20 protein-coding genes and 3 pseudogenes are annotated in these 26,133 nt (G+C 43.2%); 15 read left to right on the forward strand and 8 right to left on the reverse strand.

Annotation, left to right across the window (positions count from 1 at the left end; translation table 11 throughout):
• Nucleotides 1-11: 11 nt before the first annotated feature.
• The 3 genes from F6K64_RS19375 to F6K64_RS19385 all read left to right on the forward strand — a co-directional run bounded on the left by F6K64_RS19375 (nucleotide 12) and on the right by F6K64_RS19385 (nucleotide 2,660).
• Nucleotides 12-656, forward strand: coding sequence for a hypothetical protein (locus F6K64_RS19375; RefSeq protein ID WP_008190263.1), 645 nt, complete (start codon nucleotides 12-14; stop codon nucleotides 654-656).
• 314 nt (nucleotides 657-970) lie between these two features.
• A complete protein-coding gene (locus F6K64_RS19380) occupies nucleotides 971-1,480 on the forward strand; it encodes a DUF29 family protein (RefSeq protein WP_008190260.1) in 510 nt (169 codons plus the stop codon).
• Nucleotides 1,481-2,372: 892 nt separating this feature from the next.
• Nucleotides 2,373-2,660, forward strand: coding sequence for a DUF433 domain-containing protein (locus tag F6K64_RS19385; protein ID WP_008190258.1), 288 nt, complete (start codon nucleotides 2,373-2,375; stop codon nucleotides 2,658-2,660).
• 111 nt (nucleotides 2,661-2,771) lie between these two features.
• On the opposite strand, the pseudogene F6K64_RS38295 reads toward F6K64_RS19385, so the two are convergent.
• A pseudogene (locus F6K64_RS38295) lies at nucleotides 2,772-2,858 on the reverse strand (hypothetical protein); the annotation flags it as partial.
• 64 nt (nucleotides 2,859-2,922) lie between these two features.
• Nucleotides 2,923-4,392: a putative Ig domain-containing protein gene (locus F6K64_RS19390; protein ID WP_287254360.1), complete on the reverse strand. Its 1,470-nt coding sequence runs from the start codon at nucleotides 4,390-4,392 to the stop codon at nucleotides 2,923-2,925.
• Between the two features lie 659 nt (nucleotides 4,393-5,051).
• On the opposite strand from F6K64_RS19390, the gene F6K64_RS19395 reads away from it, so the two are divergent.
• From F6K64_RS19395 to F6K64_RS19410, 4 genes and pseudogenes are all read left to right on the forward strand, one after another.
• Nucleotides 5,052-5,183, forward strand: a complete 132-nt coding sequence (locus tag F6K64_RS19395; protein ID WP_008190253.1) for a hypothetical protein — start codon at nucleotides 5,052-5,054, stop codon at nucleotides 5,181-5,183.
• Between the two features lie 56 nt (nucleotides 5,184-5,239).
• Complete coding sequence (locus F6K64_RS19400; RefSeq protein ID WP_008190251.1) at nucleotides 5,240-6,634, forward strand: bactofilin family protein; 1,395 nt, start codon at nucleotides 5,240-5,242, stop codon at nucleotides 6,632-6,634.
• 36 nt (nucleotides 6,635-6,670) lie between these two features.
• A pseudogene (locus tag F6K64_RS19405) lies at nucleotides 6,671-6,982 on the forward strand (C1q-like domain-containing protein); the annotation flags it as partial.
• A 122-nt stretch (nucleotides 6,983-7,104) separates the two neighbouring features.
• On the forward strand, nucleotides 7,105-7,317 hold the full coding sequence (locus F6K64_RS19410; protein WP_287266045.1) for a hypothetical protein: 213 nt from the start codon (nucleotides 7,105-7,107) through the stop codon (nucleotides 7,315-7,317).
• 149 nt (nucleotides 7,318-7,466) lie between these two features.
• On the opposite strand, the gene F6K64_RS19415 is transcribed toward F6K64_RS19410, so the two are convergent.
• Nucleotides 7,467-8,039, reverse strand: a complete 573-nt coding sequence (locus tag F6K64_RS19415; RefSeq protein WP_287266047.1) for a Uma2 family endonuclease — start codon at nucleotides 8,037-8,039, stop codon at nucleotides 7,467-7,469.
• 502 nt (nucleotides 8,040-8,541) lie between these two features.
• Between F6K64_RS19415 and F6K64_RS19420 the strand changes: the two genes are divergently transcribed.
• The 3 genes from F6K64_RS19420 (at nucleotide 8,542) to F6K64_RS19430 (ending at nucleotide 11,360) form a co-directional block, all read left to right on the forward strand.
• Nucleotides 8,542-9,555, forward strand: a complete 1,014-nt coding sequence (locus F6K64_RS19420) for an ATP-grasp domain-containing protein (protein ID WP_287266048.1) — start codon at nucleotides 8,542-8,544, stop codon at nucleotides 9,553-9,555.
• Between the two features lie 335 nt (nucleotides 9,556-9,890).
• A complete protein-coding gene (locus tag F6K64_RS19425; protein ID WP_287266051.1) occupies nucleotides 9,891-10,577 on the forward strand; it encodes a restriction endonuclease subunit R in 687 nt (228 codons plus the stop codon).
• A 189-nt stretch (nucleotides 10,578-10,766) separates the two neighbouring features.
• Complete coding sequence (locus tag F6K64_RS19430) at nucleotides 10,767-11,360, forward strand: class I SAM-dependent DNA methyltransferase (protein WP_071102725.1); 594 nt, start codon at nucleotides 10,767-10,769, stop codon at nucleotides 11,358-11,360.
• Nucleotides 11,361-11,397: 37 nt separating this feature from the next.
• Here F6K64_RS19430 and F6K64_RS19435 read toward each other — a convergent pair.
• Nucleotides 11,398-18,414, reverse strand: a pseudogene (locus F6K64_RS19435) (amino acid adenylation domain-containing protein); the annotation flags it as partial.
• Nucleotides 18,415-18,804: 390 nt separating this feature from the next.
• Between F6K64_RS19435 and F6K64_RS19440 the strand changes: the two are divergent.
• The 4 genes from F6K64_RS19440 (at nucleotide 18,805) to F6K64_RS19455 (ending at nucleotide 22,274) form a co-directional block, all read left to right on the forward strand.
• A complete protein-coding gene (locus F6K64_RS19440; RefSeq protein ID WP_287266058.1) occupies nucleotides 18,805-19,242 on the forward strand; it encodes a class I SAM-dependent DNA methyltransferase in 438 nt (145 codons plus the stop codon).
• Nucleotides 19,243-19,667: 425 nt separating this feature from the next.
• Nucleotides 19,668-19,877 carry a hypothetical protein gene (locus F6K64_RS19445; RefSeq protein WP_287266060.1) on the forward strand — a complete coding sequence of 70 codons (210 nt, stop codon included), beginning with the start codon at nucleotides 19,668-19,670 and terminating at the stop codon, nucleotides 19,875-19,877.
• A gap of 11 nt (nucleotides 19,878-19,888) precedes the next feature.
• Complete coding sequence (gene gatA, locus F6K64_RS19450; protein WP_008190230.1) at nucleotides 19,889-21,358, forward strand: Asp-tRNA(Asn)/Glu-tRNA(Gln) amidotransferase subunit GatA; 1,470 nt, start codon at nucleotides 19,889-19,891, stop codon at nucleotides 21,356-21,358.
• Between the two features lie 19 nt (nucleotides 21,359-21,377).
• Nucleotides 21,378-22,274, forward strand: coding sequence for an alpha/beta hydrolase (locus F6K64_RS19455; protein ID WP_008190229.1), 897 nt, complete (start codon nucleotides 21,378-21,380; stop codon nucleotides 22,272-22,274).
• Nucleotides 22,275-22,341: 67 nt separating this feature from the next.
• On the opposite strand, the gene F6K64_RS19460 is transcribed toward F6K64_RS19455, so the two are convergent.
• The 4 genes from F6K64_RS19460 to F6K64_RS19475 form a co-directional block, all read right to left on the reverse strand.
• Nucleotides 22,342-22,464 carry a hypothetical protein gene (locus F6K64_RS19460; RefSeq protein ID WP_287251077.1) on the reverse strand — a complete coding sequence of 41 codons (123 nt, stop codon included), beginning with the start codon at nucleotides 22,462-22,464 and terminating at the stop codon, nucleotides 22,342-22,344.
• Between the two features lie 8 nt (nucleotides 22,465-22,472).
• Nucleotides 22,473-23,180 carry an ROK family protein gene (locus tag F6K64_RS19465; RefSeq protein WP_287266062.1) on the reverse strand — a complete coding sequence of 236 codons (708 nt, stop codon included), beginning with the start codon at nucleotides 23,178-23,180 and terminating at the stop codon, nucleotides 22,473-22,475.
• 299 nt (nucleotides 23,181-23,479) lie between these two features.
• Entirely contained in the window at nucleotides 23,480-24,385 is a 906-nt protein-coding gene (locus F6K64_RS19470; protein ID WP_044495335.1) for a S1 RNA-binding domain-containing protein, read from the reverse strand.
• Nucleotides 24,386-24,462: 77 nt separating this feature from the next.
• The gene (locus F6K64_RS19475) at nucleotides 24,463-25,206 is read right to left on the reverse strand and encodes a dienelactone hydrolase family protein (RefSeq protein WP_008190223.1); all 744 of its coding nucleotides are present in this window, start codon (nucleotides 25,204-25,206) and stop codon (nucleotides 24,463-24,465) included.
• Nucleotides 25,207-25,478: 272 nt separating this feature from the next.
• Between F6K64_RS19475 and F6K64_RS19480 the strand changes: the two genes are divergently transcribed.
• Nucleotides 25,479-25,721, forward strand: coding sequence for a hypothetical protein (locus tag F6K64_RS19480; protein WP_287266064.1), 243 nt, complete (start codon nucleotides 25,479-25,481; stop codon nucleotides 25,719-25,721).
• Nucleotides 25,722-26,133 lie beyond the last annotated feature (412 nt).

Consider the following 26,133-nt stretch of genomic DNA (forward strand, 5'->3'; position numbering starts at 1 on the left):
AACGCCCTGCCATGACTGACTCAATTACCTTAGATGACTTCTATAAACTCTTTCAAGAGAGCGAACGTCAACGTCAGGAAACTGAGCGAATTCTGCGGGAGTCTTTAGAACGGTCTCGCCATGAATTTCAGCAGAACCTGGCTGAATCAAGAGCTGAATTTGATCGACGGGCGGCTGAGGCGGATCGACGGCTGGCTCGCGTGGAAGCTATTGCGGCTCAGACGAATCAGGCCGTTAATGCCTTGACCAGTCGCTGGGGCAACTTTGTGGAGAACCTGGTGGCTCCTGCGGTGGTTCGTCTGTTTCAAGAACGGGGGATTTTGGTCACTGCCATATTCCAACGGGTAAAGGCAAGGGCAGGATCTCAGAACCTGGAAATCGATATTTTGGCAGTCAATACCAATGTGGCAGTGGCGGTGGAAGTAAAATCTCGCCTGACCCAGAAGAATCTACGACAATTCCTGACTAATTTAGAACAATTTAAGACAATCATGCCCCATTACAAAAACTATCGTCTGTATGGTGCTGTGGCTGCCATTGAAATTGATGGGGATGTTGATAAGTTTGCCTATAACCAGGGGTTATTTGTGATCCAACAAGCGGGGGAAAGTGTTTTGATTAGCAATGCCCCTGATTTTGAACCCCGTGCTTGGTAGGTAAACCGATCGTGTCTGTCAAATGACATATATACTGTGGAGTCATCAAATGCGCGAACAACAGCGTAAAAATCCTCCTCCTTTTCTTGAAAAACTCCGACAGTTTAAAGCTGAAAAAGAGGCTGCCTATCAAAAGACTAAAACAGTAGAGGCTAGTTAGATGAATATCAAAACCAAATTAGTTTTATGCCTCTACTTTAAAATTTGATAATAGTAATGTTATCAAACTTCCCTATTTTGAATTAACTACTCCCTGCTCCCTGCTCCCTGCTCCCTACTCCCTACTCCCTAACACCCAAATTTTGTCCTTACCTATGACACAAGAACTTATAGACCTCAAAACTAGCATTGTAGAAGGACGATACGCAGATGCTTTAGCAATTGTCGATGAATTAGAAGGGATGAGTAAACAGGCAATTTTGCGTAATATTGATTCGTTCCTAGTCAGGCTATTTATCCACTTAATTAAAAATCAAGTTGAGCAGCGTTTAACCAATTCTTGGGCAGCTTCAATTGCCAGTTCAATTCTGGAAATTAAAAAGCTAAATCTTAAAGATAACAAGACTTCCTATTATATTAAACCTGAACAATGGCAGCCCAGATTAGAGGAAGCACTAGAAGCAGCGATCGCTCCTGCTAGTCTGGAAGTTTTCAATGGAGAGTTAAGGCGGTCTCAACTTTCCCAGAGGCTGGATAAACCACAGCTGATTTTGACTGCCAATAGTTTACTTAGTCTGACTTACCGCTATTCAGCTAAAGAACTGCCAGCAGTTTTAGATGATTATTTAACTGAATTACCAGGTGGCGAAGAGTGGGGTAGATAATTTATCCTGAGCAATAGTAAGCTATTTTCCTACAGGATTTACCTCATAAATAGCGTAAAAATCCTCCTCCTTTTATTGAAAAACTCCGACAGTTTAAAGCTGATTTGTAAATAAAAGCTTAAGAAGCTAATCGGCGAGTCATAAAACGAAAGAACGAGCCATAAATCATCGCTTCGCACTTTGGTAGTGTACAACTCATAATCCTTATATAGGTTACAGGCTAATCAGCCCGTCATTGAGTTCCCTTTATATTATCTTTACAAATCAGCTCTAAGTTCGCGGGGATAACGTTTATAAATTACCCTTGGTGCATCTCATTTTTACAAAAAAACTAGGATTATCAGGCTTAAACCCTTATAATCCCGTTCCCTGAGTTATTGATTGCCAACTTTGAGATTCACCCATTACCCATTACCCTTTACTAGTCTGTCTAAGCACAAAAAATCAAAAAACTAGATTATATAAGTTATTTTTTTGTCAAAAAATAATCTTATAAGTTTTACTTATAATTAAGAGAAAATTAAGATTAATAGTTGATAAAAATACGTCGAAATACTGATTGTCAATTAGAAGGAAATATGATAAAAATATCACTACAAATAGCGATAGGTTAGGAGTTGGCTGTAGCGATTGGCCGTAGGCCACGCTACGCGAACGCATCATCACTACCCAGCCCAAATGCCAAAACCACATCACCAAGCAGTCAAGTAAAAAAACGCGATGTTCCTTTGGAACCGCTTCGCGATTGGCCGTAGGCCACGCTAAAAGCGATCGCGCTGTTGCTGAATCAAGCTATGAACGAACAATAGAATTAGCTTGTGCTAACGTCAGCTGACCTTAGATCTTATTGGTAAATTAGACATAGCACTGGTTTCCCAAAGCAAAGAGCCTTATGACTGCTAAAACGATCTCGCGCTACGTTACTCGTAATCCGGAAATTTTGAACGGAGAACCAATCATCATCGGCACTCGGACATCTGTGCGTGCTATTGTTGGTTTATGGCGCTTGGGTATTATGCCAGAAGAAATTCTAAACCATCTAACTCATTTGACTCTGGCGCAAGTATTTGATGCCTTAAGTTTCTATCTTGACAATCAGGGTGAGATTAATGAATACATTGAGCCGAACCAAGTCCCTGATGAATTGGTGCATCCATCTGTAAAGTCTATCTTAGGTTGATCGTGAACTAAAAAAACGCGATGTTCCTTTGGAACCGCTTCGCCATCGCGCTGTTGCTGAATCAAGCTATTAACCAAAAATAGAATTAGCTGGTGCCAAGGGAGTCAGTACTTAATTTCCTGACTCCCATAACCGCTGACCGCTGACCGCTGACTGCTGACCGCTGACCGCTGACCGCTGACCGCTGACCGCTGACCGCTGACCGCTGACCGCTGACCGCTGACCGCTGACCGCTGACCGCTGACCGCTGACTGCTTAAGCTCTACAACAAACCAATGATGCTCATAGTGAATATGCTCTTATCAAAAAAGTCGCTATTGCCAGGTGCCAGGGCAAAGTCAACTACCGACCCTTTTTGCACTGTGCTGGATACAGTGAAATCAACCCCAAAACCATCCCTGCCATCGATTGCATCAGACCAAATTTTAGTACCATCAACAAAGATATAGGCAATCACACCATCGCTGGCAGTACGACGGTCTTTCTTGGCCAGGTGACCCTTGAACGTAACTTCCCCCTCAATGTCACTAACCCAGCGACGAACTCCCCACTGCTCAACCCTTTGCCGTCTACCGCTGGTTTTGGGACCGTTGGGATGAGCAATAGTGCTAGATAGCTCAGTCCAGTATTTTCCTTGCTTCACTTTCCAGGACCCCTTAGTGTATTGCTGCATTTCATGGAAATCAGCACTGGTCAGGGAACCATCGTAGTAGCCATAGAACCAGTTATGCTCTCCTTGAGTGTCAGAAAAATCCTCCACTGAATTAGCAATTTCAGTAGGCACGGGAACATGGTTAACCTGAATTTCAAACCCATTGCTGACAGTTTTGCATAGCTCGTCAGACGCTGTTACAGTAATTGTGGTTGTGCCAATGTCCTCGCTACTGGGAGTACCACTGAACGTAGTGCCATCGAAATTCAACCAGCTCGGTATGGTTGCACTAAAGCTCAGACTATCTCCATCGCGATCGCTAAATGTTGCTTCCCCAATTGTCAGGGTAAAAGGCTCATTCTCGTTAATGCTTTGAGCGCCAATGGGATTAGCCACTACAGGGGCAGAATTATTTGGGGGTTCATAGACGTAGAGAGATCCACAGTTTTCCCAGCGAACTTCGTCGAGACTGGAACGGTCTTTGTTGGTATTTGTCAACCAATCGCCATTAATCTTTAAATAATCCAAATCTGTCAGCACTTGCATTATCTCTAAATTCGTCGCTGCTTCATTGCTGTCAGTTTTTATCCATCCACCCTCTGCATTCAGAGGTATGGTGTAGGGAGTCCATTGGTCTATAGTGGGCGTCGATACATGGTTCTGTAGTTCCAAACCACCACCACTTATGGTTAAACCATTTGTTAAACTGTTATTTAAACTATTGATATCCTCGGTAATCTGATCGCTATTTTCCAAATTAACCTGAACAGAAAACCTGAGGTTTCCATTGAAAAAACTGGATTTGTCACCAACAAACTTCTCGGGGGCAACGTAATCGTAGGGTCCATCACCGACTTGATCATCATTATGAATGTAACCACCAGTGATGAATCCACAGATTTTAGACTGTTCGGGGTCAAATTCTTGATCATTGAGGTCAACAACGATCCAATCCTCTGTGCCAGTATCAAAGTAACTGACCGGCTCGATTACGCTTTCAATCGCCTGAGCTGGCTGTGGAATCATGAGCATGGCACAAGACAATAGTGCCGCCCACAGAACAATACGGATTTTTTTCATCAAAATTTTCGCAGCAGAATACACCACTTACACCCTAAGGGTGAGAGTTAGCACGGGGCTTTCAAGGTGTGGACGCAATACCGCACTCAGCCCCTTTCCGCTGCACCTCCAACTAATGGTTTACAGATTAATCCGGTACTACGTGTGAGTAGCCCTGTTGTGTTTTGCTGCAAGTAACTGCAAACAGCTCAATGGTCCCCTTTGTGGAAACCGTAGCTAAAGTATGGTCAAAGGCTTTGCAGATCTTAAATTTTGCCCAAACTCTAATTTTATAGGAGTTTAGGCTTTTTAGATATTTTTTTTGATTTACAAGCTCGTGTATCTTGATAGATAAGGGTTTCAGGAATTATCAATTACCTTTGCTGCTCCCCTTATTGAGAATAGATTTTGTTTAATACCATAAGATGCGCATCTGATCAAATCCTGTTATTTTTGACTGTTGAGTTTTTATAGGACTTACGAAGTTTAGTTGGTTTTGCCCCCCTAACCCCCCAAGTTTGGGGGGGAATGATGTCAAAGTCCCCTGCCCCCCTAACCCCCCAATACTGGGGGGGAAGAGCGCGGATGCTTCGCTTTTTGACAGTGGGGGACCAACGGGGGCATGCGTAAGTCCTGTTTCTCGATGAGCTCCCTGGTGAAAAACCAATGGTATTCCTAAGATGAACCAATCAACCGAGGGGCTATATAATCTATTACCTGCGATCTACCGGCAGCGAGATTTTGCCCAAGGGGAACCCCTACGGGCGCTGTTGGCGGTAATGGAAAAGGTAATGAAGGATATATCCAGTTAAACAATGACCTAGAAGTTAAGTTTGAATCCGGAAACTACAGAACTGGGGATTATTGGTTGATTCCGACGCGAACCTCACAGACCGTTGAATGGAGTCAAGACAAAGCCCATCCCCACGGCATTAGTCATCACTACTCTCCCTTAGCCCTACTGCGCTGTGATGGCAGCAAGTGGGAATTGGTAGAAGACCGTCGCGCTATTTTCTCTCCCTTGACTGGAGTAGTGAGTCAATCCGGGGGTACCATGACTGGCTCCTTGACCATTGAGAGTGCTCTAACCGTCAGTGATAACGTCACCCTAGGGAATAGCGATCAAGATACAGTGACTATTTATGGCACAGTGCGATCGCAACATTCATCTGGGTCACTGCGGATAGCGGATGCCTTAAACGTCTCGGAAAACCTGACCGTTGAGGGTAAGGTTGGGATTGGCACAACACAACCAGGGAATTACAAGCTTAAGGTTGATGGGGGAGATACCCATTTAAATGGAGCAGTGACAGTCTCCGGGAATCTAGAGGTAGAGGGAAATGTAACATTTCGAGGCGATGTAATTGCTCGGGACGTTGAACATCAACCGGGAGATGTGTTACTGGGAGACCAGGATGAAGATCAGATTACCTTTCATGGCACAGTGCGATCGCAAAATTCATCCAGGAAACTGGAAATAGCTAATGGTGTGAACATAGCCGAAGACCTGAGTGTTAATGGCAATGTTGGTATCGCTATAGACACTCCAGAGAAGAAACTTCATGTTGAACTGGGTGAACTCAGAGTTAGAGCTAGCCACAATCAGATAACTGCTGATATTGGAGCCTTCTATGCCCAAAATCTCACCCAAGGCATTGGGATTGGCTATAACCGTATTGAAGCGATTGGCAGTAATGCTAGCCAAGATATTGTGATTCGTCCCAAAGGCACTGGGCAAGTCATTCTAGATAACAGCAACCTTCAAGTTGCCGGTAACCTAACCATTGCTGGGATTACCAAGACCCAAGCCCTTGATGTGGGTGGATTTAGTCGCACTCAGCATATAAATAAAGATGGTGCCTTCTATCGTTACGGTGGACAGGCTTATATAGCCGTTGATGATAATCTCTACATCCGTGATTTTAATAATCCTGAGGATAATTCTAACAATATCAAGATGCACTTCAATACCAATAATGGCAGACTTGGTATTAACAAAACCAGTCCACAGGCAAATCTAGATGTTAATGGTAATCTGAAGCTGCAATTGGGTGTAGCAGTCAATGAGTTTTCCAATGATCAAAATCTTAAAGGTAACAGTGATTCAGCCGTACCCACCGAAAGGGCGGTAAAAGCCTATGTTGATAACAAAATTAGTCAGGGTGTTGTTGCAGACGGAGGCACAGCAACAGGATATAAATTTTATGCAGACATAAAATTTGATGGTCAAAATATTAAAAGTTCAGGAACCCATGTCATATAATTTGTTGAAAAGAATGACCATTACCAGGTTTTTGATGATCAAAGCAATGCGTTTATCGCCCCCAGATCAGGCTATTACTTTTTTGCTGCCACATTACAATTTTCAGGAGGGAATGGTCAGGGCGATGGTGTGATTGTGGGCATTTATAATAATGGTGATAGTAATGACAATAATACAACGATTATTGTGGTTGAACCTGGGCTGATTAAAAATTCCACAGCACAATCGATTACAGCAATGATGAAATTAGATCCTAAAGACCGTGTCGATGTCAGATTAGAAGGTGTAGACAAAAGTACCTTTACTGTGTCTTATAGTTCTTTTATGGGATTCCTGATTGGTCAATAGTTGGTAATATAGCAGTTTGAACTTCCTTGTGGCTTTTAGGGAGTAGGGAGTATTTGAATTAAGAATGTAGAATTGAGAATTGAGAATTAAGAATTAAGAATTGAGAATTGAGAATTGAGAATTTGGAATTCTACATTTTGCATTCTACATTCTACATTCTGCATTCTAGATTCTGCATTCTGACAGACAACCTACCCTTCGGGAACGCCAAAGGCGAACAACCAGCTAACCTTAAACCAGCTAACCTTCAACCGACTAACCTTCAACCGACTAACCTTCAACAGTATGATCAACCCTATAGACCCGGAAGAAAAACTCTACCGGTTGTTGGGTAGATAATGCGTTCGCGTAGCGTGGCCTACGGCCAATCGCGAAGCGGTTCCTTACTGGCAGTGCCAGACGCTGCGCGAACGGAACATCGCCCTTAATTGAGCTTAATCAAAACTCCCTACTCCCTACTCCCTACTCCCTACTCCCTACTCCCTTAGGTTGCTGAACTTCCCATTTTCAACCAGCAAAAAATTTCCTCTGCTGTCAACTGAAGCTCGATACCATCTAACACCACTAGAGAGTCACTTCCCTGACACAATTCCGGTTGTTGGTTAGGTAGAAAAATCAAGACCGAGCGGTCATAAGGATCAATTAGCCATCCTAGTTGAGAACCATGTCTTAGACAATGTAAAATGTTACCTGTCACTCGGTTTGAACTCTGGCCTGGAGAGATAATTTCAATAGTCCAGTCTGGAGCAATAAACACATCATCTATAGGCTCCCCTTCATCATCAAATTTAATTTGGTTCCAGGGAATAACTGCTATATCGGAAACAATTGACCGTCCGCCAAAAGTACATCGTAGCTCTGGGAAAGCGTAGGCAATTTGCCGTTTCTCAACAACAGAATTAATTGTACTCGTCAACTTGCTCTGAAGTCTGGAGTGGCGAGTTTTAGGCATTGGTTTCTGGCTAATTTCACCGTTAATATATTCCCTAGGGGGTTTAGTCTCTGGGAGTTCCAGAAACTCTTCGAGAGTCAAAGGTAAGTAAGCTATCTTTACCATTAGCAGCTGGTTCCAGAAACAGATGTCATCATACTATAGCAATTCTCAATCGGGTTGCTTTTATAGCAATTATCTTTCCTCATGAGGTACAATTTTCTGGGTTTTAGGGAACAGGGAACAGGGAACAGCGATGCAGCGCGGTCTTGGGGGTTTCCCCCATGAGCGACTGCATCAAGACGGGAACAGGGATAAGGAAGCAATAAGCAGTAAGCAGTAAGCAGGTAATAGGTAATAAGGAAATTAAATTTTTGTACCTCATAGCTATGATAAACTATATATAATGTCGGGATAATTGCCCTTAATAAGAATCTCCCCCATCTCCCCATCTCCCCACACTTCCCACCCTCCCCACACTTCCCACCCTCCCCACACTTCCCACCCTTCCCCTGCTCCCTGTTCCCCACAACTGCCACGAAGCCTTATAATTGCCTAGGCGAAAGGCAAATGCCATACGTCCTCCACCGAAGAAAATCGGGGTTTTCCAAACTACCGGAATTATTTCATGACCAATAAAAAGTATCGAATACTAGCTATTACTGATCATCATACCCACGGGGGAATAAGTTCAATCTATCCCCTACTGAGAACTATGGCTAAACATCCTGTTTGTGACTCTATTAAAGTGGCAAGCAGGGGAAACCCCAAAAATAAGGAATTTTTCTATGACTATACTTCCACTGAGTTAATGAGCTTGTTGGTTGACGATAACTTTGTTCCTCAAGAAAACGGGGAACAATTCTTAAATGCTAGCATCAAAACAGACCTCAACGATCATGATTTAATTTTTCTCAGGATAGACCGACCAATACCCGATGATTTTTTTGAATTCATTACCAGTCATGTACCGGAAGATAAAATCATTAATCGTCCATCAGGAATCAAAAAAACAGATACAAAGGCATCGCTTCTGAACTTTCCAGAACTGTGTCCACCCATGAAACTTTGTAGTACTTTGGAGGAAATTTTAGAATTTAACCAAAAGTTTCCCATCGTTTTAAAACCTCTGCGCAGCTATGGAGGTAAAGGGATTATCAGGATAGTTGATGACCAGGCTTGGGAAGGAAATAAGCAATATTCCCTTGATGAATACAAGTCAGTCATTGAAGAAAGCTTAAGGGATAGTGGTGACTATTTAGCCATGAAGTACTTAAAAAATTACAGCAAAGGTGATAAAAGAGTGCTAGTGGTGAATGGTAAAGTTACAGGAGGTTTCCTCAGGATTCCTAAAGAAGACTCTTGGATCTGCAATATGTCAGCAGGGGGGTCTACAACTGTTGGCGAACCGGATCAAGACGAAATCAGAATTGCCGAAACCATTATTCCTAGTTTCTTGGAGCAAGGCATAGTCATTTTTGGCTTCGATACATTAGTCGATGACGATGGTAAGCGAGTGTTATCTGAGATTAACACATTAAATGTTACTGGTTTAGAAGAAGCCCAAACCCACTCTGGGAAACCAGTGGTTCAAGAGTCATCTGATTTAATGTGGTCTTATATTTGTGAACATATTGGATAACTATAGCATTTGTATCTGGGTTGTAAACACACGAATTGCCGAAAAAGGCAAAAGGCAAGAGGCAAAAGGCAAGAGCAACCCACCCCTAACCCCTCCCAGGAGGGGAAAGAGATCCTCAGTTTTATTGTCCAAGAAAAAAAGACCTCCTAGGTTTACATCTCAAATACAAACGCTATATCCATAGGAGCGCAGGAAATGCGGTAGTGGAAGACAAGTAGTGATTTTAGCTCCCGTTACCTTGACAAGACTGTAGCAAAATCACTACATCTTTACCACTACCGCCACAGGTTTTATTTAAGATATAATTTAAATATGACTATGTAAAAAAAATCATTATGGCTACTATTATTTATCCATCAAAACTCAGCCTTAGTGACGTAGAAGATAAATTTAAGCTCCAAGAAGTAATGGAGCCGGAGTTTTTTCCAGAGTGCCTGGAAAACCTCCCCCAACTAAGTGAACTAGAAAGGCAAATGCTCGATAGAGCAAAAGCGAATTACAAGTACTTGTCTAAAGATTTGGTACTAGAAGACCTAGTTAAAATGGTTGTTGTTTCTCCTTTATTGGATTTGGCCGGATTTTACCAACCGCCTTTTAAAGTTAAAGCAGAGTATGAAGTGTCTTTACCCATTGAAGATAAAGATGAAGACACAATTATCAAAGGACGTATTGATATTTTGGTGGCGATGCAGCGCGGTCTTGGGGGTCTCCCCCATGAGCGACTGCATCAAGACGCTAGCAAACCAATTTGGATAGCCGTTATTGAGTCCAAACGTTCTGCTGTTTCCTTACAACCAGCAATTCCTCAAGCACTAGTTTACATGCTCAAGAGTCCCCAAACAGAGCAACCAACATTTGGTCTTGTTACTAATGGTGCTAACTTTATATTTATCAAGTTAGTTAAAGGCGAAACCCGACGCTATGCTTTATCAAAAGCCTTTGATATCTGGAATCCTGGCAATTATTTATATGATGTTTTGGGTATTTTGAAGCGTATTGCTGCTGTCACGGCTAATTCTTAGAGGAGACACAAGTAAGCTATCAGTTCTCAGCTCTCAGCTCTCAGCTCTCAGCTAGTAGTACACAAAAGTGATTTTAGCTCCCGTTACCTTGACGCTTACCATAGCCAAATCAGCACATCTTTACCACTAGCCCGATTTGTTCTAAGATAATTAAGATGTATACTCTATCGAAATTTGAAAATAAGAACTATGTCAACAAAAATTGCGGCTGAAGAATTTTATGATAAATTTGCTGCTACCTATGACGAGGTGTTAAAAGATCCCAGTTGTAATGCACAGCATGTAAATGAGGCGGCTAAAATCTTCAATCGACATAATCACCAGAAAGGCAGTGTTTTAGATATTGCTTGTGGGACAGGGTTTTTAAGTGAATTGTTGGAAGGTGAGTTTGACTATACAGGGATTGATATTTCCAGTAAAATGCTGGATTATGCGGCACAAAGGGGGTATAAAACCATCCACAAGCCGATTGAAACAGCCCTAGCTGAAATTGATAGCCAGTCCTACGATTTTGTTTTTTGTTTAAGTTCTTTACTGTGTGTCGAAGACGCCGCAACAGCGATCAAACACATAAATCGAATTGCCAGAAAAACTAGTATTTTTAGCCTTGATGAAACAACAGAGGAATATATTAAAAACTTTGTTGTTCCAGTTTATGACCACTCTAAAATGGCCATCGAAAATGCCATGGAAGATTATTTTATTGTGGGTTGGACTTCTCCAACCCTAGGGATTACAATCCGAACTCGTATGATTTACATTGAACAAAAAAGCTCAGAATAGTCTTACTTTTTACTTGGTGTGCAGTCTAGAGCATCACTCACTCTCTAACTAAAAGCTGTAGCTGTTTAGCTAAAATCTCAACATCGGGTGAGCGCATCATAGTATAATGATCACCAGGAATCCTGTAAGTTTCTAGACCACCTACTGCTAGCTCATGCCAACCTCGGTCTTCTGCTTCTAACTCCCTGGCACAAAATAGAGCAATCCGACCAGAATAGGGCTGGGGTTGATAGCGATACATAGCCATGAGGTTGGCTTGGAAAACTCCAAATAACTTACGCATCTGCTCAATACCGATTTCCGGTGGCAAGATATTGAGCCCTTTGGCTTCCCGAAGGATGTGTTGCAATTGCTGCTCTAGCCCTCCAAGCTTAAGGTCTTTAACTGCAATCGGCAGTTCTGTACCAAAAACACTACCTAAATCCTGAGCTAGAGAGCTTGCCATCATCTGTTGATCCACCTGTTCTGGTCGGTCAATAGCAACAGGTGAATAGCTATCGATTAATGCTAGAAGAGCCACTTCCTCCCCAGCAGCAGATAATTGTTGAGCCATTTCCCAAGCAATAATACCTCCTAATGACCAACCTCCTAAATAATAAGGCCCGACCGGTTGAATAGTTTGCAAGGCTTCAATGTAGCAAGTGGCCATATCCTCAATTCGGGTTAATGGTTCAGACTCACCAAATAAACCAGGGGATTGTAACCCGTAAAAAGGTTGGTTATTTCCTAGATAACGAGCCAACTCTGCATAACAAAGAACATTGCCCCCAACCGGATGAACACAAAACAAAGCAGGTAAGTTTCCTACCTTGTTAATAGGAACTAGGGGAGAAGAAGATTGGTTTTCAGTGGTATTGACCAGAAGACTAGCTTGGTTTTCAATAGTGGGTTCCGTGAACAAGCTAGCTAAAGGTAAATCAGTTCCAAACTGCTGCTTAATCCGAGCCATGAGACGAACTGCTAACAGGGAATGACCTCCAAGCTCGAAGAAGTTATCGTTAACTCCAACTGGGTTGACATTAAGGAGATCAGACCAAATTTGAGACAGTTGCAATTCAAAGGAATTACGGTGTGAAACAAACCCAGCTTCTTGAGGTCGATTAGATGTATCTAATTCAAGTAAGGCGTGGCGATCAATTTTGCCATTGGGAGTTAAAGGGAGTTTTTCCAAGAATGCAAAGCCAGAGGGAATCATGTAATCCGGTAATTTTTGTTTCAGAAACTGTCGCAATTGGCTACTAGTTAGCTCTTGTTCTTGCTTGGAAACAATATAAGCAACCAGACGTTTTTGGTCAGCTTGGTCTTTCCTGGCTACAACCACTGTTTCCCCCACAGCTGGATGTTGACCTAAGACAGCTTCAATTTCTCCAAGTTCGATGCGGAAACCGCGAATTTTAACCTGGTTATCGATGCGACCTTTATACTCAATATCACCATTGGGCAAATAGCGGGCTAAATCTCCCGTCTTATAAAGCCTACTTTCTTGTTTACGATTAAATGGGTTAGGAATAAACCGTTCATTATTCAACTGTTCGCGATTCAAGTACCCTCGCGTGACACCTGCTCCACCAACATACATTTGCCCTGTTACCCCAATAGGCACTGGTTGTAAGTTTTCATCGAGGATATACATCTGTAAATCGGGAATTGGACAACCAATCGCACTGCCGTTGCTGTTAAGGTCGTTTATGGTTAGAGGTCGATAAGTAACATGCACAGTTGTTTCTGTAATACCATACATATTTACTAACTGTGGACTTTTATCCCCATACTGCTCAAACCATGGCTTCAAGCTCTGTAAATCTAAGGCTTCTCCACCAAAAATAACTAGTCGTAAATTTAGTTGTGCTTGTGTGTTGTTCGATTGTTCAACCTGAATCAGTTGGCGAAAAGCAGATGGAGTTTGGTTGAGTACTGTTACATTCTCGGAACACAGCAAGTCGTAGAAGCTTTGAGGATCTCGACTTATCCAGTAGGGGACAATCACAAGCCGTCCACCATAAAATAAAGCTCCCCAGATTTCCCAGACTGAAAAGTCAAAAGCAATGGAATGGAAATTAGTCCAAACATCATTGGCATTGAAGTGATACCAAGACTGAGTGGCTGCGAATAAACGAACCACATTTTTGTGTTCGACTAAAACTCCTTTGGGTTGTCCGGTAGAACCAGAAGTGTAGATTGCATAAGCCAAATTATCCGAACCTACCCCAACCTCAAGATTCTCCTGAGTGTGTTGCTCTATTGTTCTCCAATCACTATCCAAACAAACCACCCGTGCAGTATGTGATGGCAAAGATGACAACAACTGCTGTTGGGTCAACAACATCTCCACACCCGAATCGGCCAAAATATAACTCAGACGTTCTGCTGGATAATTGGAGTCCAGGGCTACATAAGCACCACCAGCCTTGAGTATCCCCAACAGTCCCACTACCATTTCAATGGAACGTTCCACACAAATACCTACCAATACTTCTGGTTCAACTCCGAGTGAAAGCAGGTGATGTGCTAGTTGGTTAGCTCTTTGATTTAATTCCTTGTAAGTTAGTTGCTCCCCATTAAACACCACGGCTACTTGATCGGGAGTTTTTTCTACCTGCCGCTCAAACAACTGATGGACACATTTATCTTGAGGATAGTCACTATCGGTATTATTCCATTCCACCAATAGCTGCTGGCGTTCCGCTGCTGTCAGTAACGGTAACCTTGAAACTTGTGCTTGTGGATTAGCAACAATACCTGCGAGCAAAGTCTGGAAATGCCCTACCATCCGGATAATAGTTTGCTGATCAAACAAATCGCTATTGTATTCTAACCTGGCCTCAATTCCCGACTCAGTTTTTTCCATTAACAGGGTCAAATCAAACTTGACTATAGCGCTTTTTAGTGACAAAGGAGTTAAGGTCAAACTAGCCAACTCTTGCTTCTGGATTTGGGCTTGCTGAAACCCAAACATTACTTGGAATAGAGGGCTATGGCTGAGGGAGCGCTCTGGTTTTAAGACCTCTACCAATTGCTCAAAGGGCACATCTTGATTAGCGTAAGCATCTAAAGCACAGTTACGCACCCTAGCCAGTAACTCCAAGAAACTGGGATTACCTGATAAATCATTACGCAGCACTAGAGTATTAGCAAAAAAGCCAATTAGGGGTTCAATTTCTTGGCGGGTGCGGTTAGCAATAGGAGAACCAATGGCAATATCCTCTTGAGCACTATAGCGGTAAAGTAACGTTGCCCAAGCTGCCAGTAGTGTCATGTACAATGTTGCTCCCTCTCCTTGACTTAAGGCTTGCAGTTTCTGAGTTAACTCACCATTGAGTTCAAAATCCAAGCTACTACCTTCGGAAGTTTGTACCGGAGGACGGGGGCGATCTGTCGGCAATTCTAGCAGTGTTGGTATTCCAGCTAACTGTTGTTTCCAGTAGTTCAGTTGATTTTCCAGCACCTGTCCAGTCAACCACTGACGCTGCCAACTGGCAAAGTCACTATACTGGATGGGCAGTTCTGATAGTGGGGAGGGTTGTTGTGAGCAAAAAGCTGAATAAAGTGCCGATAATTCCTCAATAAATACTCCCATTGACCAACCATCCCAGATAATGTGGTGAATGGTCAGTAGTAGGACATGCTCTTCTTCAGCTAGGCGCAATAAACTTACTCTCAACAACAGCCCTTCAGACAGTTCAAAAGGATTTTGAGCTTCTTTAACTGCTAACTGTTGGAGCTGGGCAAATTGTTCGGGTTCGGTCAACTGTTGTAAATCAACGATGGGTAACGTTATGTTGAGGTGAGGTGAAATAACCATTACTGGAGAACCATCCACCATCGTAAAGTTGCTACGCATAACCTCATGACGGTTGAAAATTTCTGTTAAGACTTGTTCTAGGATAGTCACATCAACACAGCCACGCAGATGTAGAGCAGTTTGCTCGTTGTAGGCAGAACTTTTCTGTTGGAGTTGTTCCAAAAACCACAGTCGTTGCTGAGAAAAAGATAGGGGTAATTCTTCTTTATTAGCAACCAGTTGTATCGGAGGTAGCAGCTGATTCTGTTTACTTGTGGTGCCTAGAATCTTCTGGCTGAGTTTAGCTATGGTAGGGTCTTCAAACAAGTAGTGTAAAGGCAACTCTACTGAGAAAGTATTCCTGATTCTCGACAGCAGTTGGATTACTTGTATTGAATCTCCTCCCAAATGAAAGAAGTTGTCGTAAATACCAATTTCCTCTAATCCCAACACTTCAGCCCAAATACTGGCCAATATCTCTTCTGTGGGAGTACGAGGAGCAACAAAATCAACTACTAAATCCCGACGAGACTTATTTGGTGCAGGTAGAGCCCGTCGATCTACTTTACCACTAGGTGTCAGAGGCAATGCTTCCAAAACTACAAAAGCAGCAGGAATCATATAATCCGGGAGCTGTTCTTGTAATAAATTGCGTACTTGGGACACCAATTGGGGATTTTTCTGGACTAGGTTGGGCTGGTTAGCATAAGTACTCCAAGGTTTGATGCCCAAATCTGCCCTAGGTACAGTAATTTGGCTATCTAAGACTGCCTCTGAACCCTGTTGCTTAAACACCACATCATAGTAACCATCGGCAGCATTTCCACTCCAGGTCAGGTTAATGGCATAAGGAATCTCAGATTGCAACGACCACCAGTCTTCTGGCTCTATTCCCTTCTCCTGCAGCTGGTCTAGTAACTCCCCTACGCTCCCAGGACAATTAGGACTGGCTAAAGTAGCGTACGCTTGCACATCTGACCAAATCCTAGCATTGGGAACGCGATTAACTACCAGCATTTGAGGCTTTGTTTCCAACAGTTGCTTTTTGACATCAGACAAGGTAAGTCTATCTTTGAGCCAGTCAAGACATAGGGGCGGAACTGCTGGAGCCTTAACCTCTTTGCCTAAATGGAGAATCACATCGTACCGAAAGCGAGTCAATTCATTTTGATAGTGTCCCCGCTTAAGGATAATTTCTACATTACTAACTTCCGGTAGAAACTCCCCAAGAGCAAAGAAGAAAGCTGGGTCAATGATCAATCTCTGTTCTTTGCTAAGACGTTTCTCGATCAGCTGCCGTAGTTCTATGGTAGAGAGGGAAGTAGGAGCTTGATAGATCTGAACTGATGTATGGAAAGCCTCCAGCAAAGGAAGACTAAGAACATCCCCTACAAATATAGAGCCTCCGGGCTGCAATGACTGTGCCAGATTCGTCAAAACCTCTGCCAAGTAATCAATATTGGGGAAGAATTGAATCACAGAGTTGATAACAGCTGTATCAAAAGCTTGGGAGTCTATTCCTACCAAACCGTCTGCTGGAGACTGACGGAGCTGAACTGACTCACCTAACTTAGTTTGGTTAAGCTGTTTTTGGAGATAGCGAATTGCTTCACCGGAAAGATCCGTCCCGCAGTAATGCTCACACTGAGGTGCAATGCGAAATAATAGCAATCCAGTACCGCAACCAACTTCTAGCAATCGTTTGGGTTCCAGGGCGAGAATCCGTTCTACTGTATAATCAACCCACTCCCGTACTTGTTCAGGGTCAAGGGATTTCCCTGTATAGCTATCGTTCCAGCCTCCAATATGAAAGGTAGGATCGATATCATTCTCTGGTTGGCTATAAGCTTCATCCCAAATTTCTTCCCATTGCTCAGTTTGCTGAGCGGTTTCTACTGTTTCCTGAGATCGAACACCAGGAACCACATAAGCAACTAAGCGCTTATCCTCCCCTAAATCTTCCCTAGCCATTACTACAGCTTGTTTGACTTCAGGGTGTTGGCTGAGTACTGACTCGATTTCCCCTAATTCGATACGGTAGCCGCGAATTTTTACTTGATTGTCAAGGCGACCGAGAAACTCAATATTACCATCCTGACGGTAGCGAGCCAAATCACCTGTTTTGTAAAGGCGATCTAATTTGGAATTATTAAATGGATTGGGAATGAATCGTTCATTAGTTAGTTCCGGTTGGTTCAGGTAGCCTCGTGCTAGACCCAAACCACCAATGTACATTTCTCCAGGCATACCTACAGAAACTTGTTCTCGATTGGAATCGAGCAAATAAATCTGAGTATTGGCGATGGGTTGGCCAATAGGAACAGAGCCAACATATGGTTCTACTTGATAGACAGTTGCCCAAACCGTAATCTCTGTTGGCCCGTATAGATTCCAAAGGGAAGAACTTTTTTCTAATAACCGATTGGCTAATTCTCGTGATAAGCTCTCTCCAGTGCAGATAATTTTGAGTTGTTTGCTACCTTGCCAACCAGCTTCTAACAGCATGCGCCAAGTGGCTGGAGTAGCTGACATAATGGTAACGCTATTTCCCATTAGCAGATCGAGCAACTGTGCTGGATCTCTGACTGCTTCGCGGCTAGCTATTACCAATCGTCCGCCAACTAGTAGAGGTAAGTAAATTTCTGGGACTGAAACATCAAAAGATATACTGGTTACGGCTAGGAGAGTATCCTGAGCATTTAAGCCTGGACAATTGCCTATAGAATTTAATAAATTAACTACAGAACCATGGGCAATTTGAACTCCTTTCGGCTTACCTGTAGAGCCCGAAGTGTAGATAATATAAGCCAAGTTATCAACTGTCAGGCTGCTAGTAGGATTTTGTTCGTTATGGGTAGAGATGATTTCCCAATCTGTATCTAAACAAATCACACTAGCTTGATGTTTCGGTAATTGAGAGACTAATTTGCTTTGAGTTAGCAATACCGATGCCTGGGAGTGTTCAAGCATGTAGGCTAGGCGCTCTGGGGGATAAGCGGGGTCTAAGGGCACATAAGCTCCACCTGCTTTGAGAATTGCCAACAGTCCCACCACCATCTCAACCGAACGCTCTACACAAATCCCTACTAACACGTCAGGTTCTACGCCCAAAGTTTGTAAATGGTGTGCTAATTGATTAGCTAATGCATTGAGGGCTCGGTAGGTTAGCTGCTGGTCTGCAAAGACTACAGCAACTGCGTCCGGTGTTCGTTCTACTTGTGCCTCAAATAGCTGAGGAATACAACGGTATTTGTCTTGGTGATTATTCAAGTTAAGCTTCATAAAAAAAAATTTCCTGCTTCCTCTACTTGACACAACTGCGGATTTTATCTCTTATCCTCCCGCTGTTTTGGGGGACTGGTTCTGATTGTTAATGAGCTGAGTTTATGACCTTCGGTAGTATAACACTTCACCGGCGAATATAAAATTATACTGTCGAAGCTGGAGAATAATCGTGAGGTAAAGTATCCCATTATCGCCACTTTTTCAAATGGATAATATGCCATTTATAGCCTTGATCATAGTAATGATAATTTATACAGGATTTTTTTGTTTAGCGATTACCGATTATCGATTACCAATTACCGATTACATGTTACCTAAAGCCATTGATCAATGCTATAATTAATCTTTATAATATATCTAAATTTATAAAGATTAATCATGTCAACAACAAAAATTGGCGCTGAAGACTATTATGATAAATTTGCTGCGAAATATGACGAAGTGTTAAAGGCACCCAGTTCTAATGTACAGTATGTCAATGAAGCGGTTAAAATATTCCATGGACATAATCACCATCAAGGCAGTGTTTTAGATATTGCTTGTGGGACAGGTATCCTAAGTGAATTGTTGCAAGGGGAGTTTGACTATACAGGAATTGATATTTCAAGTAAGATGCTGGATTATGCGGCTCAAAGGGGGTATAAAACTATCCACAAGCCCATTGAAACAGCCCTCGCTGAAATTGATAGCAATTCCTCCGATTTTGTTTTTTGTTTAAGTTCATTACTGTTTGTGGAAGACGTGGCAACAGCTATTAAGCAGATGAATCGGATTGCTTGCAAAACGATTATTATTAGCCTTGATGAAACAACATAGGAATATATTAAAAAGGTTGGTATACCAGTTTATGACCACTCTAAAGTTGCCATCGACAATGCCATCGAAGATTATTTTATTGTAGGTTGGACTTCTCCCACCCAAGGAATTACAATCCGAACTCGTATGATTTATATTGAATTAAATAAATAATAATTGTATAGGATTTTTAATAGCAAAGGGAATCGGGAATTGGGAATCGGGAATCGGGAATCGGGAATCGGGAAACAAGATTGTTTCTATCATTCCAGATAGGCTTACTAATTCTAATAATGTAGTTGTGAACTAGACCAGGAAGAAAACTCTACCGGTTGTGCTGGAGATAATGCGTTCGCGAAGCGGTTCCGTTCGCGTAGCGTGGCCGAAAGGCCAAGGAACATCGCGCCCAATTTCCCTGAATCAAAATCGGGTGCATCTTCTAAAAGTTGTTTGACCCAGCAGTGGTGCGTTACGGGCAGCAACCTAACCCTGGCTACGAGGCCAAACATGAAGGCCCCCCTAACGCACCCTACGCAACTCCCTGCTCCCTACTCCCGACTCCCGACTCCCGACTCCCTTTCCTAAAGCCTGAGCCCAAACCCCTAAGCACGGAATTTTTTGTCAGAATACTAGAGTTGAAATGGTTAAGTCAGTAAAGGTAGTAAGCATGGACACGGTCCGCGAGTTGCATCAACAGCTAATCAACAAAGAACGCTCAGCTGTAGAAATCACCCAAGAAGCCCTAGATAAGATTCAAGCCCTAGAGCCTCAAGTCCAAAGCTTCCTCCACATCACCTCAGACTATGCTTTAGAACAGGCCAGTCAAGTAGATGCGAAAATCGCAGCTGGTGAAGAGCTCGGTACCTTGGCCGGTATACCCATTGGCATCAAAGACAATATGTGTACCCAAGGGATTCCGACCACCTGCGGCTCCCGGATTCTGGCCAAGTTTGTCCCACCCTACGAGTCAACAGTGACCCAAAAACTCAAAGATGCTGGGGCAGTAATGGTAGGTAAAACCAACTTGGATGAATTTGCCATGGGGAGTTCTACGGAAAACTCGGCTTTTCAACTTACTAAAAACCCTTGGAATTTATCCCATGTCCCCGGCGGCTCCTCCGGGGGCTCAGCGGCAGCCGTAGCTTCTGGGGAATGTCCTATTGCTCTGGGTTCTGATACCGGTGGTTCTATTCGTCAACCGGCTTCTTACTGTGGAGTAGTTGGCATGAAACCGACCTATGGTTTAGTATCGCGCTATGGTTTAGTGGCATTCGCATCGTCCTTAGATCAAATTGGACCATTTGCTCGCACTGTAGAAGATGCCGCTATTTTACTGAATGCGATCGCAGGATATGACCCCAATGACGCGACCAGCCTCAAAGTAGACATTCCCGACTATACCCAATTCCTGCAACCAGACCTAAAATCCAACGGTAAAGTTAAGATTGGTATTATTACAGAAACTTTTGGTGAAGGCTTAGACCCAGTAGTAGAGAAAGCAGTCACTAAAGCGATTGATCAGCTCAAAGACTTAGGTGCTGAGATTCAGGAAATTTCCTGTGCTCGATTCCGGTATGGTTTGCCTTGCTACTACATCATTGCTCCGTCAGAAGCATCAGCAAATCTAGCTCGCTACGATGGCGTTAAATATGGCTTACGGGCATCAGATGCTGACAATCTCCTTTCTATGTACACCAAAACCCGTGCTGAAGGGTTCGGTGCAGAAGTCAAGCGCCGGATTATGCTAGGAACCTATGCCCTATCCGCTGGTTACTATGATGCCTATTATCTCAAAGCCCAAAAAGTTCGTACTCTGATTAAACAGGATTTTGAAGCAGCCTTTGACAAGGTCGATGTGCTAGTCTGTCCCACAGCTCCCTCCACAGCATTTAAAGCTGGGGAAAAGACAGAAGACCCCTTAAGTATGTATCTGACTGACCTGATGACTATTCCAGTTAACCTGGCTGGGTTACCAGGGATGAGTATACCCTGTGGCTTTGATGAACAGGGATTACCAATTGGGATGCAGTTGATTAGTAATGTATTGCGGGAAGACCAGCTATTTCAAGTAGGTTATGCTTATGAACAAGCAACCGAATGGCATCTAAGCCAACCGGTTTTCAAGGATGAAGGATGAACTATGAAGATCATTGATTATGTTGATTGTTGCAGGATTTATAGCGATCGCTTACGCCTTAGTCTGTACCTCAGTGTTGCTGTTGCAACATCGGCTAATGTTTTGTCCGGCTTCAGTGATTGAAAATACACCAGCTGACTTTGGTTTGCCTTACGAAGAGCTTTGGTTACCAATATCCAATAAGGGTAAAATTGATAAAATCCATAGCTGGTGGATTCCCTCTGACTCACCAGAAAGTAAGGTGATGCTATATCTGCACGGTAATGCCTGTAATATTGGGTCATATCTTGAAATAGCCCAACGGTTACATCAGCTAGGTTTATCCCTGCTGCTGATTGACTACCGAGGCTATGGTCGCAGCGACGGTAAATTTCCTAGGGAATCCCAAGTTTATCAAGATGCTCAAGTGGCTTGGGATTATCTAGTCCAACAACGAGGCATCAATCCCCAAGATATTTTTGTCTATGGTTATTCCATAGGGGGAGCAATCGGGATTGATCTAGCGGTGCGTAACCCAGACATGGCAGGGTTGATTTTGGAAGGCTCATTTACTTCCATGCGGGATATGGCAGATTATCAGGGAAAATATGGTTTCTTGCCGATCGATCTTCTGCTTACCCAGCGGTTTGACTCAATTAGTAAAATCAAGTCACTCCAAACACCTATATTCTTAATCCATGGCACTAGTGATACCACAGTTCCTGCTAGGATGAGTCAAGTCTTGTTCGATGCTGCTACAGTTCCTAAACAGCTTTGGCTAGTTCCTGATGCAGCTCACAATGATTTGACAACTGTTGCTACTGCCGAATATCAGCAGAAAATTCGGGAATTTGTCACACAGGTTTATGCAGGACAAGCTATAGCCCAGCAATCTAGTAGTAAGCATTCAGCGGTCAGCGGTCAGCGGTCAGCCTAATGCTTAAAATAAACCCAGCGTAGCGTGCGCATCTCAAGTAGCGTGCGCAATGCGCAAATGATAGAATTTAATAGTTCGAGATTAATGAGAATTGAAAATCTGGGGAAAAGTCCATCATAAGCATATGCTGATAGCTGATAGCTGATAGCTGATAGCTGATAGCTGATAGCTTAGCGCTATAGTATTTCACGGCTTTTTCTAATCCCGCCACAAAGCAATACCCCCCAATAACCCAGCGACATTGGGCACTACTTTTACATTGGGGGGTAGCTCAAAGTTAATTTTTTTGGCTTCACCACCACCAATGTAAAGGTAATTATAATTAAACAAACGCTCCAGGCATGCGATCGCTTTTTGGAGCCGATTATTCCATTTCTTCTTACCGTCTTTCTCTAAAGCCGCTCGCCCCAACTGTTCTTCGTAGGTTTCCCCTTTACGAAAAGGATGGTGTCCCATTTCCAGATTTGGCACCAGCTTGCCATCCACAAATAAAGCAGAACCAAACCCTGTGCCTAGGGTAATCGTCAATTCCACTCCCTTGCCAGTAATTGCTCCTAATCCTTGGACATCGGCATCATTAGCTACCCGCACCGGTTTGCCTAAGCGTTGAGATAGGGTAGTAGCCAGATCAAATCCCTGCCAATCAGGATCGAGGTTTACCGCCGTATAGGTTATCCCATTGCGAACCACTCCAGGAAATCCCACCGATACCCGTTCAAAATCCCCTTGTCCGAGAGCTAGGGATGCGATCGCATGAATGATAGCATCCGGCTTAGGAGGTTGGGGTGTTTCTAAGCGACTACGTTCGGTGATGGGATTACCCACTTCATCTAATACCATCACCTTAACGCCACTGCCACCAATATCTACGGTAAGGGTATGCATTGGGCTATTGTTTTGATTCATGAGGTATTTTAGTTCACGGTTCACGGTTTACAGTCAACAGTCAACAGTCAACAGTCAACAGTCAACAGTCAACAGTCAACAGTCAACAGTTATAGCACTACGCATTCAGATGTTTGACATTCCTAAACTCCGAAACTTAAGTAATCGCTTACTTTTAGGTGCGACCCGTGGCGAATTTAATTCGACGACTGTAAGCGCACCTTTGACTTCTGACTTCTAATTTCTGACGCTAAGCGTAGCGCTATAACAGTCAACAGTCAACAAGAAACAAAAAACATGATCGATTCAAACGACCTAACTTATGCTTGTAATAGTTTTTGCCTAGCACGTTCAGCACGAGCTGGAGCACTAGCCATTACCTCTGCCATCTTTTCGAGCATTTCTCCTGGGTAATTTTCTAAAACCCTGGTAGACATAGAAATACGACCTTTGCCTTCATCCAAGTTAATAATCATTACCTGGATCACTTGACCGATTTCAAACACTTTGGAGAGGTCTTCAACGAAACTTTGGCTTACTTGCTTAATGTGCAGCAAGCCATTGGTTTGATTAAAGTCCACAAACACACCAAAGGGCTTGATCGCAGCTACTTTACCTTCCACTAATTGTCCCACTTCTAGCTCAGAGAAAGTAGCAGCACGCACAGCTTCCCGCTGAGAAAGCACTAGCTTCTTGCGATCGCGATCAGCTTCTAGGAAATTGACTGTTAGTTTCTGACCAATCAAGGAATCTAGATTGTCGTGCTGACTCAAGTGCGATCGCGGAATGAATCCCCGCAATCCCCGCACATCCACGGTGACACCACCTTTATTCACTCCAGAAACCCGGACATCTAATGATTTTCCATTCTCTTGGAGTTCAACTAACCCATCCCAAACTTGCTTAATCTCCAGCTGACGCCGGGAAAGGGTAACTTGACCATCAGCATTTTGCTCCCGAATAATCAGGAAATCCATTTCCTCATTCAAGGGCAGTACTTCCGACCAATCCAGATCCGATTCTAAGGAAACTTCACTAATTGGTAGATAAGCCAGGGACTTACCACCGATGTCTACATAAGCACCATCGCTTTCGTAGTTATGTACTCTGCCACGTACCACCTGTCCCTGTTTAAACTCATAGTCGTATTCTTCTAGGGCTTGAGCAAAATCATCCATAGAAAAGGATGAATTGCTGGTGGTCGAAGAGGTTGATTTTGAATTCATGATGATTAACGGTTTAAAATCAGTAATGATTTCTGATATAGGAGCAGCTGCTTAAAAAGTTGGGAGCCGGTGACAGTTTAGTCAAGTTTTTCCCTAAACAGCTGCAAAACGTTTTGCCAAGCATCAGTAGCTGCTTTTTCATTGTAGCTAGCCCGTTGGTCACAGAAAAATCCGTGGTCTGCTCCATCGTAACGAAAGACACGATAATTAATTTTATTTTTCTCAAGAGCAGCCTCAATCTGATCAACCTCTTCTGCTGGAATGCTAGCATCTTCCATCCCAAAGAAACCATAGAGTGTACCGTTAATCTCTGGTGTGCGAGTAATCGTTGGTTCACCACCGCCAGGAGTCATGGTAGTAATCCCAGCACCATAGAACGAAGCAGTAGCTTTAATATCGGGTAAGGTAGCAGCCAGATAGGCAACATGACCCCCGAAACAAAAGCCAATAGAGCCGATGGGGTTATCTTGCACAGGGGTTTGACTCCTCAGGTAACCGATGGCCCCTTGGATGTCTCCCAGGAGTTCCGCTGCTCTGGTTTGTTCCTTGTATTCCTTGCCAATGTTAATGTCTTCAATGGTGTAACCTGTCTCAAAGCCTGGAGCAAGGCGTTGATAGAGTGCGGGAGCGATCGCAACATAGCCTTCTTTGGCAAACCGTTCTGTGATATCCCGGATATGGCCATTCACCCCAAAAATTTCTTGCAGCACCACAATTCCAGGAAGAGGTGTTTCTGCCACCGGCATTGCCAGGTAAGCTGCTATGTCTAGATCACCATTGACCACCTTGACGGTAATGCTACGAATTTCCCTATGTGTCATAATCGATTTGGAAGGATGTGAAGCTCTTGCTTGGCAGTTATAGATGCTAAGCTAAAGGTTTTCTTGGCTTTCTGAATTCAGCGCCAATTCTACAGCAGTAGCTTAACTCTAAATTATACCTGTATTTAATAAATAAATAATAAGTTTATTAACTAGTTTACTTAATTGGAGAGTTCAGGATAGTCCAGATTATTACTTTACCATCTATTAATTTTTATTGATTTTTATTGATTTTTATTGATTTAATTATTTGGGAGCTAAATCCGTTATAATTGGCTGATTTTTTTTCAGCTATCAGCTATCAGCTATCAGCTATCAGCTATCAGCTATCAGCTATCAGCTATCAGCTATCAGCTATCAGCTATCAGCTATCAGCTATCAGCTATCAGCTATCAGCTTATGGGCTACAGATGGTGCTACAGATGGTGCTATCAGCTATAGCGCTTTTTATCCTCATGAGGTACACATATTTTATTTTTTTACCTCTTCCCTCTTCCCCTCCTGGGAGGGGTTAGGGGTGGGTTCCTCTTCCCTCTTCCCTCTTCCCTGCTCCGAACGCGCCCCGCGTGGCCTACGGCCTCAGTCCCTGCTCCGAACGCGCCCCGCGTGGCCTACGGCCTCAGTCCCTGCTCCCTAAAACCCAAAAACTTGTACCTGACTAGATTAAAAACAGCTATATCAGCTATCAGCTAATGCTCTAATTGAGTTGCTACAGATGGTGCTATCAGCTATCAGCTGACGGCTGAATGCTTACTACCGAGACTTTGAATTGCTTCAAATCTAGAACTATTAAATTATTCCAAATGAAGTTTATTTTAAGCTGACGGCTGACCGCTGACCGCTGACCTTTGGCTGATAGCTGAATGCTTACATTATAGCTGAAGTGGATAGCAAAATTTGACCGAAAAGTTTAAAATCTAAAATTTA

The sequence above is a fragment of the Moorena sp. SIO3A2 genome, from assembly GCF_010672265.1.
GTDB classification, from domain to species: Bacteria; Cyanobacteriota; Cyanobacteriia; order Cyanobacteriales; family Coleofasciculaceae; genus Moorena; species Moorena producens.

Excerpts from the sequence above, each read along its gene's own strand:
- F6K64_RS19375 (WP_008190263.1), top strand. The coding sequence starts at position 12 with ATGACTGACTCAATTACCTTAGATGACTTCTATAAACTCTTTCAAGAG.
- F6K64_RS19380 (WP_008190260.1), top strand. The coding sequence starts at position 971 with ATGACACAAGAACTTATAGACCTCAAAACTAGCATTGTAGAAGGACGA.
- F6K64_RS19385 (WP_008190258.1), top strand. The coding sequence starts at position 2,373 with ATGACTGCTAAAACGATCTCGCGCTACGTTACTCGTAATCCGGAAATT.
- F6K64_RS19390 (WP_287254360.1), bottom strand. The coding sequence starts at position 4,392 with ATGAAAAAAATCCGTATTGTTCTGTGGGCGGCACTATTGTCTTGTGCC.
- F6K64_RS19395 (WP_008190253.1), top strand. The coding sequence starts at position 5,052 with ATGAACCAATCAACCGAGGGGCTATATAATCTATTACCTGCGATCTAC.
- F6K64_RS19415 (WP_287266047.1), bottom strand. The coding sequence starts at position 8,039 with ATGGTAAAGATAGCTTACTTACCTTTGACTCTCGAAGAGTTTCTGGAA.
- F6K64_RS19420 (WP_287266048.1), top strand. The coding sequence starts at position 8,542 with ATGACCAATAAAAAGTATCGAATACTAGCTATTACTGATCATCATACC.
- F6K64_RS19425 (WP_287266051.1), top strand. The coding sequence starts at position 9,891 with ATGGCTACTATTATTTATCCATCAAAACTCAGCCTTAGTGACGTAGAA.
- F6K64_RS19430 (WP_071102725.1), top strand. The coding sequence starts at position 10,767 with ATGTCAACAAAAATTGCGGCTGAAGAATTTTATGATAAATTTGCTGCT.
- F6K64_RS19440 (WP_287266058.1), top strand. The coding sequence starts at position 18,805 with ATGTCAACAACAAAAATTGGCGCTGAAGACTATTATGATAAATTTGCT.
- gatA (WP_008190230.1), top strand. The coding sequence starts at position 19,889 with ATGGACACGGTCCGCGAGTTGCATCAACAGCTAATCAACAAAGAACGC.
- F6K64_RS19455 (WP_008190229.1), top strand. The coding sequence starts at position 21,378 with ATGTTGATTGTTGCAGGATTTATAGCGATCGCTTACGCCTTAGTCTGT.
- F6K64_RS19465 (WP_287266062.1), bottom strand. The coding sequence starts at position 23,180 with ATGAATCAAAACAATAGCCCAATGCATACCCTTACCGTAGATATTGGT.
- F6K64_RS19470 (WP_044495335.1), bottom strand. The coding sequence starts at position 24,385 with ATGAATTCAAAATCAACCTCTTCGACCACCAGCAATTCATCCTTTTCT.
- F6K64_RS19475 (WP_008190223.1), bottom strand. The coding sequence starts at position 25,206 with ATGACACATAGGGAAATTCGTAGCATTACCGTCAAGGTGGTCAATGGT.